The sequence below is a fragment of the Litoreibacter meonggei genome (assembly GCF_003663885.1).
GTDB classification, from domain to species: domain Bacteria; phylum Pseudomonadota; class Alphaproteobacteria; order Rhodobacterales; family Rhodobacteraceae; genus Litoreibacter; species Litoreibacter meonggei.
Genome location: NZ_RCCE01000002.1, coordinates 408545 through 425557 on the forward strand (window position 1 = coordinate 408545; position 17013 = coordinate 425557).

Genomic DNA, 17013 nt, shown 5'->3' on the forward strand with positions numbered 1-17013 from the left:
TGGCGCTGTGCCTTCATGCTGATTGAACAAACTGAAGGAACCCGTAGACTAACCTTCATACGGAGAGTTCAACTCGCCGCGAAAATTGCACAACAGCAATGCTACAAGGGAGAAAACTATGACACTCAAAACGATCAAGATGCTGGCGACAGTGGTTGTCGCCTCGACAATTGGACTGGCCTCCGCATCGGCCGACGTCCTCGATACGATCAAGGAGCGCGGCAAACTGATTGTCGGCGTCAAAGCCGACTATAAACCCTACGGCTTCTTGGACACGTCCGGAGCCGTTATCGGCATCGAGCCTGACCTTGCCTCAGATGTCGCCGCCAAGCTTGGAGTGGAGGTTGAGTTCGTACCTGTGGTCAGCTCAAACCGGATGCAATTTCTGGAGCAGGGCAAAATTGACCTGATGATTGCCACGATGACCGACAAGCCGGACCGTCGCGATGTCGTTTTGATCCCCGACCCTAACTACTACTCCTCCGGAACCAATATTCTATCGCTGAAAAGCCTTGGTCTGAAAGAATGGGAAGACCTCCGTGGCAAACCGGTCTGCGGCATTCAGGGCGCATTTTACAATAAAGCAACGTCGCAAAACTACGGCGCTGAAATCGTGGCCTTCAAAGGCACTGCCGAAGCCTATTCCGCGTTGAAAGCAGGCAACTGCGCGGCGTTCGTTTACGATGACAGCGCAATTGTTGCGAAAACCAATGATCCGGAATGGGCAGACTACGAAATGCCGTTGCCAACAATTGACGACGCGCCATGGGGGCTGGCCGTCCAGCTGGGTGAAGGCAATTTCGCCGCGTTGATGAGCGAGATGATCGTCGACTGGCACAAGTCCGGGCGCATCCTTGAGTTGGAAACAAAATGGGGTGTCGCTAATACGCCGTTCGCCAAAGCAATGAATGAAAAGTATAAGTAAGCGATCTGATTGGCGGGGCTTTTGCCCCGCCGTCTACATGATCATCGGAGCATCCTTGAATGGAATTTTTCTTTGACTGGTTCCGCGTTCTCAATCAGGAGACGGGGGTCAATCTGCCTTTTCTCTATGACAGCTACGACCGCAACCGGATATTCAATGGCTTTCTGACGACGATCTGGCTGTCGCTTGTCTGCCTGTTTTTTTCGGTCATCATCGGAGTGATTGGTGCTTGGTTACAGGCGTCTTCGTTCAAAATAACCCGGCGCATCGTCAACGGTTACATCCAGCTGTTTCGCAATACGCCGCCGCTGGTACAGCTATATTTTTTCTATTTCGCCATCGGAACAATGCTACCCCGTGTGGAGAATGACTGGGGTGGTCAATCGCCACTTCTGGGCAGCTTTGCCTGGGCGGCCATATCCTTGTCGTTCTTTGCAGGCGCGTTCAACGTCGAAATCTTCCGCTCAGGTATTGAAGCCGTACCGAAATCCACCGTCGAGGCCGCCGAGGCCTTGGGCTTTTCAAAACTCCAGATTTACAAAGACATTACGCTCCCGCTGGCCTTCCGTGTGGTTCTGCCTGCGCTCAACAACAATTTGGTCAATTTGGTCAAGACAACCACGCTGGCCTACGCCATCGCCGTGCCTGAATTGCTGTACGAGGCCAATCAGATTTGGTCGGATAATGTGAATGTCACCGAAATGATGATCTTCCTGTTACTTGCCTATTTCGTACTTGTCGGCGTCCTCGTAGGCGGCATGAACCGCTGGGAACGGTCGATGAAAATTCCGGGGTATGGCTAAATGACGTTCAAGACTGACCTTCCGGTTATGATGCCGGTCAAACCCCATGAGCCGGAGCCGTTTTTGCGTCTCAAGTTGTGGCATGTTGTGCCGATTGCGTTGCTGTGCATCGTCGGCACTACCCTGGCATTTGCAGCGGACGGGGACGCGAAGCAATCGCCGCTCGCCGTTTTGATGAACTGGGCACCGCTGTTGTTACGTGGGTTCATCTTTAACTTGGTGATCTCGGTCAGTGCGATGGCCTTGGGCACCGCTGTCGGCGCCTTACTTGGCTTGGGGCAAATCTCTCCGAACCGTATCATGAGCGGGGGCTCTTGGTTTGTGACGCAATTCTTTCGCAACGCACCGTGGCTTGTCTTGCTCTTTTTTGCGATGTTCTTACTCCCGTTTGAGCTGTCGATTTTAGGTCTGAAAATACCCTTTCCTGATTGGTTCAAAGCCATCCTTGGGTTGTCTTTGCCCGTGATGGCCAACGTGTCAGAGATCGTTCGTGGCGCGGTTAAATCATTGCCAAGCGGTCAGTGGGAAGCCGCAGAAAGTCTCGCCTACACCCGCCGCCAGACGCTTTGGCTCATCATCTTGCCGCAATGCGTCAAACGGATGTTGCCACCTTGGATGAACTTGTACTCCATCCTGACAATGGCGACTGTTCTCGCTTCCATAGTTGGGGTCTCTGAAGTCATGACGTTGACAGGTCGCGCCTTGTCAGCCGAAGGGGGGCGTCCTGAACTGTTGGCACCATTCTATGGCTTCGTGTTGTTGCTGTTCTTCGTCTATTGCTATCCGATCGCGCGGTACACTGTGCGGCTGGAAAAGAAATTCGCCGTGATCAACTAAGGAAATGATATGAGTTGGACCCCTGCCGATCCGATGGTGTCTATCAAGGATGTGCACAAGTCTTTTGGTGACCTGAAAGTCCTGAACGGTGTGTCTCTTGATGTGATGAAGGGCGATGTGATCTGCATAATTGGCCCCTCGGGGTCAGGCAAATCTACCCTTATTCGCTGTGTAAACGCATTGAACGACATTCAGCAAGGTTCGATCCTTGTCGAGGGTCAGGAGGTTAATGATCCCGCCCTCGACAAGCTGGAACTGCGCAAGAAGGTCGGGATGGTGTTTCAGCAATACAATCTATTTCCACACAAGACTGCTTTGCAAAACGTCATGATGGCCCCGGTCAGAGTTCTAAAGCGAGATAAGGTTGAGGCAGAAAAGCAAGCGCGGGACTTGTTGGCCAAGGTTCGCCTGCAAGGAAAAGAAGACGCGTTCCCCGGAGAATTGTCCGGTGGACAACAACAACGTGTCGCCATCGCACGCTCTCTTGCGATGCAACCAGATGTGATCCTGTTCGACGAAGTCACTGCGGCGCTGGATCCCGAAACCGTCGGCGAAGTTTTGCAGACGATCAAAGACCTCGCAGAAGACGGCATGACCTGCATCCTTGTCACACACGAGATGGGCTTTGCCCGCGAAGTGGCCGACCACATTTATTTCACCGACCGAGGCGTCATCGTAGAGCACGGCCCGCCCGCTATCTTCTTTGACAACGCTACAGATCCAAGAACCAAGGAATTCCTGAGCCAAATTTTGTAGCGCGGCAGCTTGGTGTCATCGCTGTTCCATCGCAGCTTTACTGAAACGTTTCAGGGAAAAAGAACGTCTGGGCCGGGACGCTCAATCCTGGTTGGCCGCTGGGGGTGTCGGCTGCAAGAACGATACCGGCGTCCGCGTCAGTTGAGAACCAGAAATGGAGATCCCAAAGGCGTGGATGCCAAACAGCTGGGAGCACCGACACGGGGTTATCAACTTGGGGTGCAGGATCCGGCTGATAGGGCGGGCTTCCGGGGATTTGGGCCGGTGTGTTCGGCCCGCCGGGCAATGCGATAGGCGTTTGCCCCGGCACGCTCTCGTTTGGTGCTGTGCGGTGAAACCCGCCGTCTCGCAGATGATAGCCTGCTTCGTGCAAAAACCAGTTCTCCGACGGGATACACCCCATTCGTGGACGGCGTTGGGCATTGATGTGAAGCGCGCCATATGCGGCACCAATCAACGTGTAAGGCTCATCGGAGGTCGCGTCGGTGATATCGACCACATCATTTGATTGCGGCGAATATAGCAGCAAGGCAGGTACACCCGGCTGGATATTATTGTAGCGGGCGTCATGAACTTTCAACGCGGTCTGAGCAACAGTCGCCGTGTGTGAATAGGGAACCCCCTGCCCTTCCAACGAAACCGGCCCCAAATGCGCAGGAGAAAGCGCGTAAGCGGGATGGATGTTTTGGCCGCTTTGTTGCCGTAGCAACGTCATGGTCTGAAACACTTGGGCCAACGTCGCCTCGATTGACGCGTCCGAGCAAGCCACGATGCGCCTGTGCGGCTCGCGCGTGTTTGGGACAGAATAGGCAGTACGGGTCTCATCACTACCTTGCTTGCGATACTTTACGCCCCAGACATAGAACAGTGAATCTGCTTTCCAGAAAGTCGGTGCCTCCGTTACCAAAGCCCGCCAAGCCCCAGCTTGTGATCCGGCTTCAACCTGCTCTGCCTCAACGCGATTGGCAGCCGTCATATCGGGCCAATAATGTCGCGCGTAGCTTACCCAGACCTCCTCGATGATAAAGTCGTCATCCACGACAAGTGTCGCGTTAAAATACTGCGTATTGTCTTCCCAATTCTGTGTTTCGTCAGCAACAAGAACGGGGGCAGAACACCCTGAGACAAAAATAACCACAGCACAGATTAAAAAGTGAAAAACTTGGAACTTTGACATGAATTGGCTCCTCAAATATTCAAGTAGCATATCACGTTTGGCGCTCCGCGTTTCAGAGTTCTCAAAAACGTCAATCTTCAAAATAATGGCGCCGCAGCTCACCAAATTCTGGAGAAGACTCGACCGAAAGGATCATTTAATCTCGCTGTCGCTTCATAGATTTAGCGCAAGGCCAAGACTTTGCTTGCTAATCCAAGGCATCAGCGGAAAATGGCTTACCTAGCGTAAACCATTAGCTGGAATCGGCTCACCCGTGTATTCTAATCCCTATATTAAAAACAATTTTATGGGTGCTTGCTATGGCAATAAGACCCACCTTCCGCTCGCTTTCCGGGCTGTCTATTGGTTCAGAATTACCGATCCGTGCCGTCACGTCGACAGGTGCAATAATTGCAGCAGCGGAAGCAAATTTTGGCGACCTTTTCAAATTCCCATTTAAACCAGACGTGATCAAAAATATTTTCGAACCTTCACGACTGGGCGACTCCGTGTTGCGCGTGGATGATCTTTTGGCGATCCGAATAGAGTTACGGAATTGCGATATTAATCCCGGACCGCCGCCGGTAATTCGCAAGAATGCCCGCGGTGCCGGTCGGTTAATTTTACACTTTCCTCCGCAAGCAATTACCGAAGAAACATTTTTTGAAAGGCCACCGCCGGGGATAAGTGACCCTAAAGAGGGGGATCCGGACCATCCTGCTCATAGGGGGGAAGACAAACCCGAACCGGGAAGCGGGGATGATAATCTGCGCGAACCCCCAATCCGAGCCCGGATTGCCGATGAATCGCGCTTGGTCTTCGACGTACCTGCAGACCTCGATATTGAGTACTCTCTGAAAGGCGTTCTAACGGCGGTTCAGGATTTGAAACCCGTGGTCGCGGCCAATGCCAAGGCGAATGTGAAGCCTGGAAAATTCATCAAAGTCAAAGATTTGCTGAATGTCGCGGCACTAAATGCGATGTCGATAAAATCCAGAGCGGCCTTGTCATCGCATGTTGCTTCGTCTGTGCGGCTGGCCGCTCAAGGCAACCGGATGTCCACGATCCGAATGCGTCAGTCGACCAGCAATACCAAAGCGCTAAACCGCATTACTGACCGATCCATATTGGATGCCGGGATCAGCATTCGAACAGGGCCAAAGCCGCGCAACCCGTCGCAAACACAAACAGCAATTGAAATCCCGTGGCGGCTGATCCTGTCACCTCATACCGGCGCGCGCTGGCGGCACGCGACCGATCCGGCGCACTCCACGGCCACCAATCACACGGAACTGTGGCATACCCGCATGGTCACACCCCATAGCGACGGCACCGAAGTTATGCCCCCCTATGAGGACCCCAATCGCACGGTACGGGCGATCTGGGCAAAGAGCGGAAGCGGCTTGGAGCAGGCCAATCCGGTAATGACGAGCGATATGCCGGGCAGTTCCGACGACTTGCCAGCGCCAAATACGGTGCCGTTCCGCCAACCGCTCGATGATTTTGACCGCTTCCAGATCGCGCATCTGTCGTCAAATTTCTCGGTGAGCAATTACAAACCGGAGCCGATCGACACGAAGACCCTGATGCTATCGTCTCTGGGGGGGTGGTTGGACAGCCGCGGCTCATGGGATCCACTTGGCATCTCGGTGGAGGAATGGGTGCATCGCGCGTCCATGGCTCGCGACCACTACGTCAAAGTAGTCTATCGCGGCTTTCTGGCACCGTTCGGTCATCGCGTTTCATTGGTCAAAGTGTCCGAACGAAAATTCCACAAAGACACCGACGGCAAATCGCCCGATCTAAGCCAACACGCCTATATCCGTCAGCGGTTCTTTATCGTGATCCGCGAACATCGCCGCGCGTTTGACGATGATGCGTTTCAGGCCACCAGCAGCGTTGATGGAAGCGTCAACTACGCGCGGCAATTCCCATTTGCCGAAGTCGAGATACTGACCGACAAAACGCCTGACCTAGACCTGCCAAGCGATACTGAGATTAACGGCAAAGGACAGCTGTTTTTCTGGCCACATGTCGGCGATCAGCCGTTCATGTTCCAATGCGCCGCAACCGATCTGGACGGGCGGAGAGTCCAGTTCGAGCTGCCGATGATCTTTATGGACAACTCAATGGCCTGTCCGCGTACATTAAGCGGTGACAAGTTGATACCCGCTTGGGATTTGGCGCAAAACAACGCCGCCGATGCGGCCACCGAATACAACGCCAATGGCGCGTTCAATTCGGTTGATTTCGGGTTTCAGAAGCTGTCGATGGCGACCACGTCCAAGCCCGGCGACACTGCAGTCGACGCCAAGGAAGTTATCTTTAACGTCGAGGCGCCAGAACGTCCAAGCCCGGGAAGTGATGCGACCAATAACCCGACGCTGCGCAGTTATAGCGCCGATCTGACCCGACCACTTTTCGTCCCCAAGCTGTTTCAGGTAGAGGCCAAACTCGGGCCTGTCGCTCACCTCACTGGGTCGGCAAAGACCAACAAGTTACAATGGAACGGTCAGTACCTTCGTGTCGGGTTTAACACCGATATGGGCGCACCAGAAAACGACCGCAATATTGGCGAGGTGTTTGCGGATATCATTCAGACCGGCAGCACGATGGGAAAAATGGATTTCTCCTCTCAGGGGGACAAGTCCGGCGGGTTCATGCAACCGAACTTACGCCCGCTGGCATTGTCGCGGATGGCAGGGCCGGTCATGTCCGACGTCACCGAATTTGCCAAAGGCAAGCTTGAGGAAGGGGCGGGTTTCCCGACCTCACCCAGCGATCTGCCTTTGCCACTGCTGTTTGGCTGTATCCCGCTTGGTGATTTGATCGAAGCTGTGAGCAACATTGCCGGTGACGGCGAAAAAGTTCCGAAATTTGTGTCAGAAGCAGGTACGCAGGTCGAGACGTTCGTATCTACGCTGCTGCGCTTGTTTACCTTGGCGATTGACCTGCCCAAGGCCCCGCTCAGCACTGCGCAAGGTGCGCTGGAGCAGGTATTTGCGACGGTCGAGGACCTGGTTCAACAGGCTGGCGTCGTTGCCGATACCGCGCAGGATCTGATCGACCGGCTGAACGAGCTGAAAGCGCTGGTGCAATCGATCAAAGCCAAGATCGAAGCCGCCGCCAATGTGGATGTCGGGTCCATCGACACATCACCTGATTTCGCCGCCGCATTGGCCGAAATACCGGCTATTCAGACCAAGATCACTGAAGTCATCAACGTCCTTAATGGCCCCCTAGGCCAGCAGCTTCCAGCCAATATCCGCCAGCAAGTCATTGCCCTGCTGAACGGGTTGAAAACACTTTTGGAAGCCGTGACAGACAGTGTGACGGTGTTCAATACCGGCAAGGACGTTTTTGCCAAACTTGATGCCATTGTCGGCGATCCCGCGGTCTTGGCTGAACTGTTCGAAAATCCGGGCGATTTTGGCCAGAAACTGACGGAACTGGAAGCCACAATCGGGCCCTTCCGCACCGCCATAGGTGACTTCGATTTGTTGCCCGACGGCGTGCGCGCGCCAATTGTATCCGCACTTGCGGACTTTGAGGACGTGCTGGATATCGCCGCAGATTTAGCAAAGCTGTTGGAAATGCTGACCGGTGACGAGCTGACGATCCGGTTCGATTGGAATCCGGATATCGCCAGCTGGCCCAGTTCTGACCCGTTATTCCGTGCGAATGACAAGAAGGGACTTGTTGTTGCAGTCGAAGGCAAGGTCAAGAAAAACGGATCATCCAGCCCGCAAATCTCGGTCACCTGTTCGCTGCGCTCGTTTGATCTGGTCCTGATTGCGCCTGCGTCATTTATCGAGCTGAATTTTGACAAGATCAGCTTTTCCATCGACAGCAAAGCCAAGATGGATGTTGATGTCATGCTCAATGACATCAAGTTCGTCGGCCCGCTTAGTTTCGTCGAATCCCTGCGCGATTTGATCCCGCTGGATGGGTTCTCGGATCCGCCATATCTCGACATCACCACCGAAGGCATCCACGCCGGATTCGACGTGTCGTTGCCAACAATTGCAGTGGGTGTTCTGAACATTTCCAACCTCAGCCTTGGGGCCGGATTCACGGTGCCGTTCATTGGCCAGCCGCTATCGGTGTCGTTCAATTTCTGCACCCGTGAACAGCCGTTCTGCCTGACTGTCTACATGTTCGGTGGTGGCGGTTTCTTTGGCATCACCATTGACCCGCACGGCGTGCAAATACTCGAAGCAGCGCTGGAATTTGGCGCGTCACTGTCGGTTGATTTTGGCGTTGCGTCAGGCGGCGTGGAAGTCATGGCGGGAATTTATTTCCGCATGGAACAGGACGAGGCCAGCCTAACCGGATATTTCCGCTTGGGGGGGCACGTTTCGGTTCTGGGGCTGATCTCAGCGTCGATCGAATTGTATCTGGAGCTGGAATACGAGTTTTCTTCCGGCAAATGTACAGGCCGCGCATCGCTGACCATTGAAGTGTCGGTTCTGTTCTTCTCCGGTTCTGTGACCATCGAATGTGAAAAGAAATTCGCAGGATCGAATGGCGATCCAAGCTTGCGCCAGATGATGGGGCTGAATTCCGAAATACCACTTGAGGACGAGTTGGCTGCGATCAACAGCCCCGATGTGGATTACGCGTGGCGCGACTACGTCGAGGCCTTCGGCTAACGAAAGGACGGACAATGACAAAACAACTTCTGGTCTGGACCGTCCTACCTTACGGACGTGTGACCGAGGGCGATCATCGCGGCAAATGGCGCGTGTCGATTGTGGTTTCACCACGACTGACACCGGAAGCGGCGGACGAACAACAGCTGGGTGCATTTGGCGAATGGCTGTCGTGGCCAGACACGTTGACACAAGCAAGTTTCGGGTTGCGCGTCGGAGCGCGGACAGGCGCGCTAACGGTAATTTCCAAGCCTGATCCAAATATCTGGTCACGCTTTTTCACGGATCAAACGCCAGTCGCGGGTTTCGTCTACAAGGACATGAGCAAGGTTAATCTGCATTCCTATGCGGTCCGTAACGTGCTTGCCTTCGCGCGGACGAACTATGCCAATCTGGCGGTGCAGTCCGGCGATGAACATCCCAAACTGTTGCCGTGGAAAGAGGCCGATACCGGCCTGCGCGGAATGCTGAGCGATATTGGCACCGCAACAGACAAATTTACAGTGAGCGACCGCGAAATCGAAGTCATGCGCCCGGGCTTTTCACGGTTTCACGATGACGAGCGCAGGCTCAGTATCGAACGCAGCGTCTTTGGTGATAAATCGGTCTATGAAATGGATGTGGTGGCCCCCGGGGTCGAACGCGACGGGGTAGCGCCTAGCACCGTCGCGCGCGCGCCGCTGCGGGCGATGCCGCCGGATTGGAACGATCCGGCAGGTGGCGGTCCAGATGCTGCGTTGATGGGCCAGTTCAACTCCGAAGACGAGTATACCTTTTATCAGGCGGACCGGTTTTACCGGCGCAAACAGGCCAGCAAGGCCGAAAAGAAAAAGCTGCGCCCTGATTTCAAAGACATCCGACCATCACCTAAAGCACCGGACTATGATTTCCACCGCATTGTTGCGTCCTTGGGCGACTATGGCGCGTTGATGCGGCAACTGGGATTGGTGATCGATTGCGTGATCGAAGACGACGCCCTGATCGAGGATATGATTGCCCCGGGCAGTGGCAATGGTGTTGGTCAGATGCAATTGCAAATCAAGTGGCGTGGCGCCGCCCCTGGGGATGACGCGACCCCGCGCACGGCTTGGTACGCAGAGCAAGATCGCTTCGTTCCGCAGCCGCGCACAATGGAGCATGCCGCAGGCATGTTGCGGCTGGAAGAAAGCGATGATGGCTGGCATTTGGCCAAGCAAAAAGACGGCGGCGGGCTGTTTGATATGTATCAGGTGGACCCTGATGGCGCGGCACTTAAAACGGTGAATTACACGCTCACGGCGCAAAACCTTGTCGGAAAAAGCCTGTCGCTTATGCAAGAACATGGCGAGGTAACCTACACCACGCCCGACCGCCAACCTGTCGCGGCACTACGCAGCTGTGGCATAGGGGTCTCGCAACACGGGCGGGCGCAGGAACTTGCAAAGCTCGCGGCGGCCGCGGATCTAAAAAATACTGAAATCGTCAACGGAAATGCCGAAAATGTCGTGCTGTTTGCCGAAGATATTCATCGCGGCTATCGCGTCGATATCGCGGATGTTCCGGACCAGATACAGCCCGGAAAATGGCAAACGCTTTGCGCGCGCGACGGGGATTACCGGCTGATTGAAACCGATGAAGCGCTCAAATTTGAAGCGGATGAAGGGTATGTTTCGGGGTCTTCACTGGCTGGCGATCCAGACGACGCCGATACGCACTACATGCATGAAAGCCTGTTTCGCTGGAACGGTTGGAGCCTTGTGGCCCCCCGCCCCGGCAAGACGATCAAGTCTGAAACCAACGAGGACAATAACCTTCAGGCAGAGGGTCCGGCAGATGTTACCGACACGGCAGAAAACGGCAACGGGCTGGCGGTTACATTTCGAGCCGTCAAAGGCTCCCTGCCACGGCTTCGCTTCGGACACTTTTTTCGCGTAAGGGCGCGGATTGTCGATCTGGCCGGGAACTCTCTGGCGCTGGATGATGCATCTATCGAGCCGCTTGAGCACGCCAGTGAGCCCGTCGGCTATTGGCGGTTTGAGCCGGTTGACCCACCAGCCGTGTTGCAACGCGAACGCCTCAGCGAAGGCGAACAGCTGGAGCGCATGGTGATCCGCTCGAACTTCAAACTTAAATCTGCCGACTATCTGCAAACACCGGACTTTGTCGCGGCGTCAAACGAAGACGCATCTCAGGACTTTGCCTACACAGAGGTCAACGAGCGGCATTTCGTTCCCCCCAAATCGTCTCAGCAGCAATGTGAAACCCACGGTCTTTTTGACCCGTTCTTTGGCGGTGATTGGGCTGACGCCAAGAAAGCCTATGAAATTGCGGCGCGTGAGGCCGGATCTTTGTATGACCATGTTCCCGGATCACAGATCAAACTGATCACGCCGACAGCGGTCAAAGATGCCGCGACAACGAGCATAGTGCCACCAGAACTGCCAAGTGAGACCAACCCGGTCGGCGACCGAATGGTTGGCGGGCAATATATTATCCACGCCGAAGCACATGTCGCTACGCCCTACCTGCCCGACGGGGCGGCTGGTGGGGTCGCTATTCGCGCCGTTCGAGGACACAAATTGCCCGGTGCTTTGCCGGGGATGATTTTAGGCGATCACTGCCGCGTGGTTGAACTGGACGATGAGCTTGTTCTGATGGTGCGCCATGGCGATGAATGGCCGCACAGCAAGGGTTTCCGGCTGATTTTGGCTGAGCGCGATGAGACCAATATCGACCTGCCTTGCAATGTGTCCTTCGACGATGGTGGTGAACCGGAATGGGACGAAGGTCGCCGCGAATTGACGCTGTTCCTTCCAAAGGGCCAGATTTTGCACTTGCGCTATGCCAGTTTTGTGCACCCCGAATTTGCCCATCATTTCGGAATTCCGCGCTGGAGCAACTCGGCGATGGCGGCGGATGCGGTGATGAAGTCATCAACCGTCGGCGCCCATTGGATGATCACGCCTTACCGCGGATTGACACTAGTGCATGCGACCCAGCAACCGGTCTGTTTGCCGAACATGACCAAGATGACTCCGCAGCGGGGAAAAGGCGACCAGAACGTGCGGTTAAGTTGCCGAGAAGTCGAGTTGCATGGCCCTTCAACCGGCAAGTTCGAGGTCGAAGCCACTTGGCGCGAATGGGTCGACGATATCAACAGTGACCGTCCAGAACGCGTCGAGTTCAAAGGGCAGCTTGGTGAGGTCCGGCTTGCCGATAACCACATCAACCGTTTCCCACTATCGACTGCGGTGGACGACCAATTGGCCGACCCCGAAGCCGTGCGTGGCGACATCCATGAACTGGGCGACACCCGGTTCCGGCTGATCGAATACCGTATCCGCGCAACAACGCGGTTTCGCGAATATCTGCCACCGGCCATGTATGACAAAACCGAACTAATATCGAGATTGGGTCCGGTCGCCATAGGCGAAAAATTTGCGCTACCCGCCGAGGATGATCCGGGCGCGCCGGTGTTGCGTGACGCAAACGGCTCGCGAAAGCAGTCGCTGGTCAAATCATCCGCAGCCCCGCGTGAACCGCGACTGCTGTATGTCCTGCCGACATTCCGGTGGACCCGCAACAACACCAGCACCAAACATGATGCCACGCGGGTCGGAAACGGGCTGCGCATCTGGCTTGACCGACCTTGGTTCTCGTCCGGTGACGGCGAGTTACTGGGAATTATACTCCATAAAGAAGGTGGCAATCTCGCCAATATCCCCGAAGACATGGAACAACTCGTGACCCAGTGGGGCACCGACCCGTTATGGGAAACAGCCACGCCCAAAAAGTCCATTCGGGAAAGCGATTTCGGTGCGAGTGTCGTCTCGGAAGACGTCAAGTTGCAAGAAAAACCCGACGCCCCAAAAGTGCGGATTGTGGGGCATCGCGTCCATTGGGATGACGACCGAAAGCTCTGGTATTGCGATGTCGAGTTGAACCCCGGGGCTACTTATATGCCGTTCGTGCGGCTGGCACTTGTCCGCTATCAACCCAACTCCATCGGGGGAACCAAAATCTCCAAGGTCGTGCTGGCAGAATTCGCGCAAGTCCTACCACGCAGACGCATCGTCGCGACCCCCAAAAACGCTACGCTAAAAGTGGCGTTGCATGGCCCCAATCCGATACGCGGACCGATCGAATTTACCCGAGACTCGTCGTTTCAGAACGTATCCTTCGTCAATGGCCCCTTCGAGACGGGGCGCAATCGGGTCGAGATCGTACTGCAACAGCGTGATGACGGGATCGACAGTGATCTGGGGTGGAAGGACGTCAAAGTCCTGCACCAGCATGTGGTCGGTGAAGACCCTGACGATGATGATGGGCCAACGATCAGACCCGTCGCGCGCGACCCCGGGCGGGTTGTATTGCGTCGCAGCGGCGGGAGTATCCGTTTGCCCAACATGGTCAACCGCGGCAATACCCCGACATTGCGCACCACGTCCAACCTGACGCGCGCGGGAGCCGCAGCGGTAAACTCGCTGGTCAAACGCGGCACCGGACTGACGGTGGGGGATATCGGTGCGTTGGATCCGTTTGTTACCGATCCATCTTTCTGGGACGCCGATGTCAAAATTCCATCAGGCAGCGGTGCACGACGCATCGTCGTGCGAGAGTTCGAGCGATACTATTCGGACAACACCGCATCGGAACAGGTCGGGACCACGACCTTCCCACGCCGGATCATTGAGGAACGGCTGGTGTTTGCAGATACGGTAACGATTGACTGAGGTTGAAGATCTGCGCTGATATCATGCCAAGCGCTTACGGCTGCCAGCCTTCATACAGAGCGTGGGTGCGTAACAGCGGCAACTGCTCTGGCCTGCCGGTCCGTTCCGAAGCATATAGGGCGGTTACAAGTTCCACCGACGCACGGCCCTGCGCGAGGGTGACTGCATCTTCCCCTGTGGCAATGGCTTGCAAAAATCCCTGAAATCCCATGCGTGGCGCGGTAACTTCAGCCAGCGCTGACGTAATCGCTTCCGCTGAACTTGCGCGCGGCGTGATCGTCCATTCTGAAGCGGCAGGTGCGTAGGGCGACAGCCCGCTTTCGGCAGTGAACCCCTCGAACATCAACCGGATGCGCGAAGTGTCATCCCCTGCCCCTAGCGTGGCCGACGACGTAACCAACGCGCCGCTTTGCATTGTGAAGGTAATCGCCGCGCAATCTTCGGTTTCAATGTCGTTCACCCGCGTCGCTAGCTGCGCGCTGACCTGTGCCAAGGGACCAAGCAGCAGGCAGATCAGATCGTGAGCATGAATGGCATGACCAAGGATCACGCCGCCCTGCTCCCCTGCCCAAGTACCGCGCCACGGGGCCGCGTAGTAGTCTGCATCACGCCGCCAATGTGTCTCAACCGAAGCAGCGAAAGCCTCGCCTGCCAGACCGCTCCGGATCAAGTGCAGAACCTGCGCGACACCCACGCCAAAGCGGTATTGGAACACAGGATATACCGCGCGACCCGTCTTGGCAGCCACCTTTTCCAGCTTGTCGACGTCTGCAAGCGAGGTGGCGACTGGCTTTTCGCAGATCACGTCCTTGCCCGCCTCCATTGCGGCGATGGCTGTGGAGACATGCAAATGCGGTGGCAAACAAACGTCAATGATATCCACGTTGGAAGACAGGACTTTGGCCAAATCGGTTTCAACTGGAATACCGCCCGCGATGTCTTCCGCCCGCACGCGGTCCAGATCACAGATAGCGGCGACTTCAAAATGTTCAGGCAAAGCGCGGTAAGCACTTAGATGTTCGCGGCCAATGCCTGCGCCGATGATCGCGACTTTACGCATCCGCCATCTCTTGTGCGCGCAGCGCCAACTCCATCACCTTGAAAGCGTGCGATTGCGGCATCGCGGTTTCAGAACGGTCGCGAATGTCGACCACCAGCCGGGCGAAATAGGGTAACCCCGCGTCGCGCGCGTCTATCTTTTCGCAGCGCGTACCAGTGGTCAGAAGTAAGTGATCGGTGCCGTCCGCTCCGCCCACATCCACATATTTGCGCAACTCAATAGTGCCTTCAGTACCGAGGATGGTAAGCCGCCCGTCGCCCCAAGTTGGCAACGCATCAGGGGTGAACCAGTCAACACGAATATAGCCGTGACCTTCTGGCGCGCGCAGGGCGATCTCCCCGAAATCCTGAAAGTCACCACCGATGGAGATCGCAGTGGCCAACGTCACCTCTGCGTCTGAGGCCCCTGTAAAATATAAAAACTGATCGATCTGATGCGATGCAATATCTGTCAGAATTCCGCCATTACGGGCAGGATCGAAGAACCAGTCGGGGCGCGTGGGGCGATTTAAACGGTGAGGGCCGAGGCCCACGGTTTGCACCACACGACCAATCGCGCCCGCCTGCACCAATTCGGCGGCGCGGGTAACGCAGGGCACTTCGAACCGCTCGGAGAAGTCGACCGACCAGATACGACCGGTACGGGCAACACAGTCTTTGACTGCATCAAGTTGAGCCAGTGTCGTGCAGCCCGGTTTATCGCTCATCACGTCTATTCCTGCATCCATCGCGCGGATCGCCAACGCGGCCCGGTCGCAAGGAATGGCCGAGATAATCACCATGTCCGGCTTGGCCTCTAGCACCGCATCAACAGTAGGAAACCTTGGCACATCGGGAAAGCGTTTGACGAAGCCGTCCAGTGGCTCCGGCGTTCCCTCCGTCCACCAACCGACACACTCCGCGCCTTGATCCTGCATATTGCCAAGCATCCCGTAGGCATGGCGGTGGTCGATGCCAAGGACGGCAATTCTCAGGTTAGACATTTGGGACTTTCATTCTTTTGCCCTCCAGGGATGATTCCATTAACGCTTCGATAAGTGCATGTGTCTTGAGCGCGGCACGGCCCGTGACGAGTGGGGGGCGCCCCGTCTCAATTGCTTGCACAAAATCATCCAGCACGCCTTGGTGCCACGCGTGAGTAAACGCCATAGGATCCGCACCACCGCCGGTTGCCGCGTTTGCGCCATGGGTCTCCGTGCGTCCATCTTGCCAGTGGATGTGCAGTTCCCCAGATTTCAACCGCGCGGAGGCGTTGGTGCAATGCAGGGTTATGCTTTCCGCCCCACCGGGGAAACTGGCGGTGGTGGCAGTCAGTGTACCGACCGCGCCATTCGCAAAATCAAGCCCAGCGGCAACCGTATCCTCGGCCTCCATCCGGTGCAGCTTGGTGGTGCGCGCCATAGCCTGCACTTGTGTCACGGGGCCGGTTAGTGACAGGGCCAGATCAAGCGTGTGGATCGCCTGCGTGATCAACACGCCACCGCCGTCTTGTGCAATCGTGCCGCGTCCAGGAGTGTCGTAATACCCTTGGTCGCGCCACCACGGGACATTGATTTCGGCAAGCGCCAACTGCCCCAAGGTACCGTCAGCAATAAACTCAGCCAGCTTTCGCGATGCCTCCCGCATGCGGTGCTGGAAGACGATGCCTAGCGGCAGGCTCGCCCCTTCACAGTGCTCCACGATGGCGGTGGCCGCGGCAAGGCTACGCTCTACAGGTTTTTCCATCAGGATCGGTTTACCCGCCTGCACCAAAGCGTTGATAATCTCGGTGCGAGCATTTGGCGGCGTGGCGACAATGGCGAAGTCCAGATCGGGATCGGCGCAAGCTTCGGCCAAACTGACCGCGCTTATGCCATGCTCTTCGGCATAGGCGACGGCGCGCTCCGGCCTGCGCGCGCAAACGGCGGTCAAGCGCGCGTGCGAGGACGCCTCCAGCGCCAGACGATGTGTGTCCGACACCATGCCCACCCCGAACAATACGGCGTTTTTCATGCGATCCTCCCAGTCAGGTGGACCGTGCGCCAATCGTCGGGGAGGGTCAACGCCACAAGCCCCCGGGCTGGTGTGAAACCATCGAGGGTGGGCAAAAATGCTCTATTCGGAAGTAGTAAGG

The 17013-nt window shown here is 56.1% G+C and carries 10 protein-coding genes; 6 read left to right on the forward strand and 4 right to left on the reverse strand.

Features of this window, described 5'->3' with window-relative positions; all coding sequences use genetic code 11:
• Positions 1-118: 118 nt before the first annotated feature.
• Genes BCF46_RS06840 through BCF46_RS06855 form a run of 4 tightly spaced genes read left to right on the forward strand, consistent with a single transcriptional unit; the run spans position 119 to position 3321 of the window.
• Positions 119-925, forward strand: a complete 807-nt coding sequence (locus BCF46_RS06840) for a transporter substrate-binding domain-containing protein (protein ID WP_121022965.1) — start codon at positions 119-121, stop codon at positions 923-925.
• 59 nt (positions 926-984) lie between these two features.
• Positions 985-1728, forward strand: coding sequence for an amino acid ABC transporter permease (locus BCF46_RS06845; RefSeq protein WP_121022966.1), 744 nt, complete (start codon positions 985-987; stop codon positions 1726-1728).
• Positions 1729-2565: an amino acid ABC transporter permease gene (locus BCF46_RS06850; protein WP_121022967.1), complete on the forward strand. Its 837-nt coding sequence runs from the start codon at positions 1729-1731 to the stop codon at positions 2563-2565.
• Between the two features lie 9 nt (positions 2566-2574).
• Entirely contained in the window at positions 2575-3321 is a 747-nt protein-coding gene (locus tag BCF46_RS06855; RefSeq protein WP_121022968.1) for an amino acid ABC transporter ATP-binding protein, read from the forward strand.
• 37 nt (positions 3322-3358) lie between these two features.
• On the opposite strand, the gene BCF46_RS06860 is transcribed toward BCF46_RS06855, so the two are convergent.
• Complete coding sequence (locus BCF46_RS06860; protein WP_121022969.1) at positions 3359-4498, reverse strand: hypothetical protein; 1140 nt, start codon at positions 4496-4498, stop codon at positions 3359-3361.
• Positions 4499-5289: 791 nt separating this feature from the next.
• Here BCF46_RS06860 and BCF46_RS06865 point away from each other — a divergent pair.
• Both BCF46_RS06865 and BCF46_RS06870 read left to right on the forward strand, forming a co-directional pair.
• On the forward strand, positions 5290-9129 hold the full coding sequence (locus tag BCF46_RS06865; protein WP_211332787.1) for a hypothetical protein: 3840 nt from the start codon (positions 5290-5292) through the stop codon (positions 9127-9129).
• Between the two features lie 14 nt (positions 9130-9143).
• A complete protein-coding gene (locus BCF46_RS06870) occupies positions 9144-13841 on the forward strand; it encodes a hypothetical protein (protein ID WP_121022970.1) in 4698 nt (1565 codons plus the stop codon).
• 34 nt (positions 13842-13875) lie between these two features.
• On the opposite strand, the gene BCF46_RS06875 is transcribed toward BCF46_RS06870, so the two are convergent.
• The 3 genes from BCF46_RS06875 to BCF46_RS06885 are packed head-to-tail and all read right to left on the reverse strand — an operon-like array spanning position 13876 to position 16892.
• Positions 13876-14901: a Gfo/Idh/MocA family protein gene (locus BCF46_RS06875; protein ID WP_121022971.1), complete on the reverse strand. Its 1026-nt coding sequence runs from the start codon at positions 14899-14901 to the stop codon at positions 13876-13878.
• Positions 14894-15883, reverse strand: coding sequence for a Gfo/Idh/MocA family protein (locus BCF46_RS06880; RefSeq protein WP_121022972.1), 990 nt, complete (start codon positions 15881-15883; stop codon positions 14894-14896). The genes BCF46_RS06875 and BCF46_RS06880 overlap by 8 nt, the downstream gene beginning before the upstream one ends.
• Positions 15876-16892, reverse strand: a complete 1017-nt coding sequence (locus BCF46_RS06885) for a Gfo/Idh/MocA family protein (protein ID WP_121022973.1) — start codon at positions 16890-16892, stop codon at positions 15876-15878. The genes BCF46_RS06880 and BCF46_RS06885 overlap by 8 nt, the downstream gene beginning before the upstream one ends.
• Between the last annotated feature and the right edge of the window lie 121 nt (positions 16893-17013).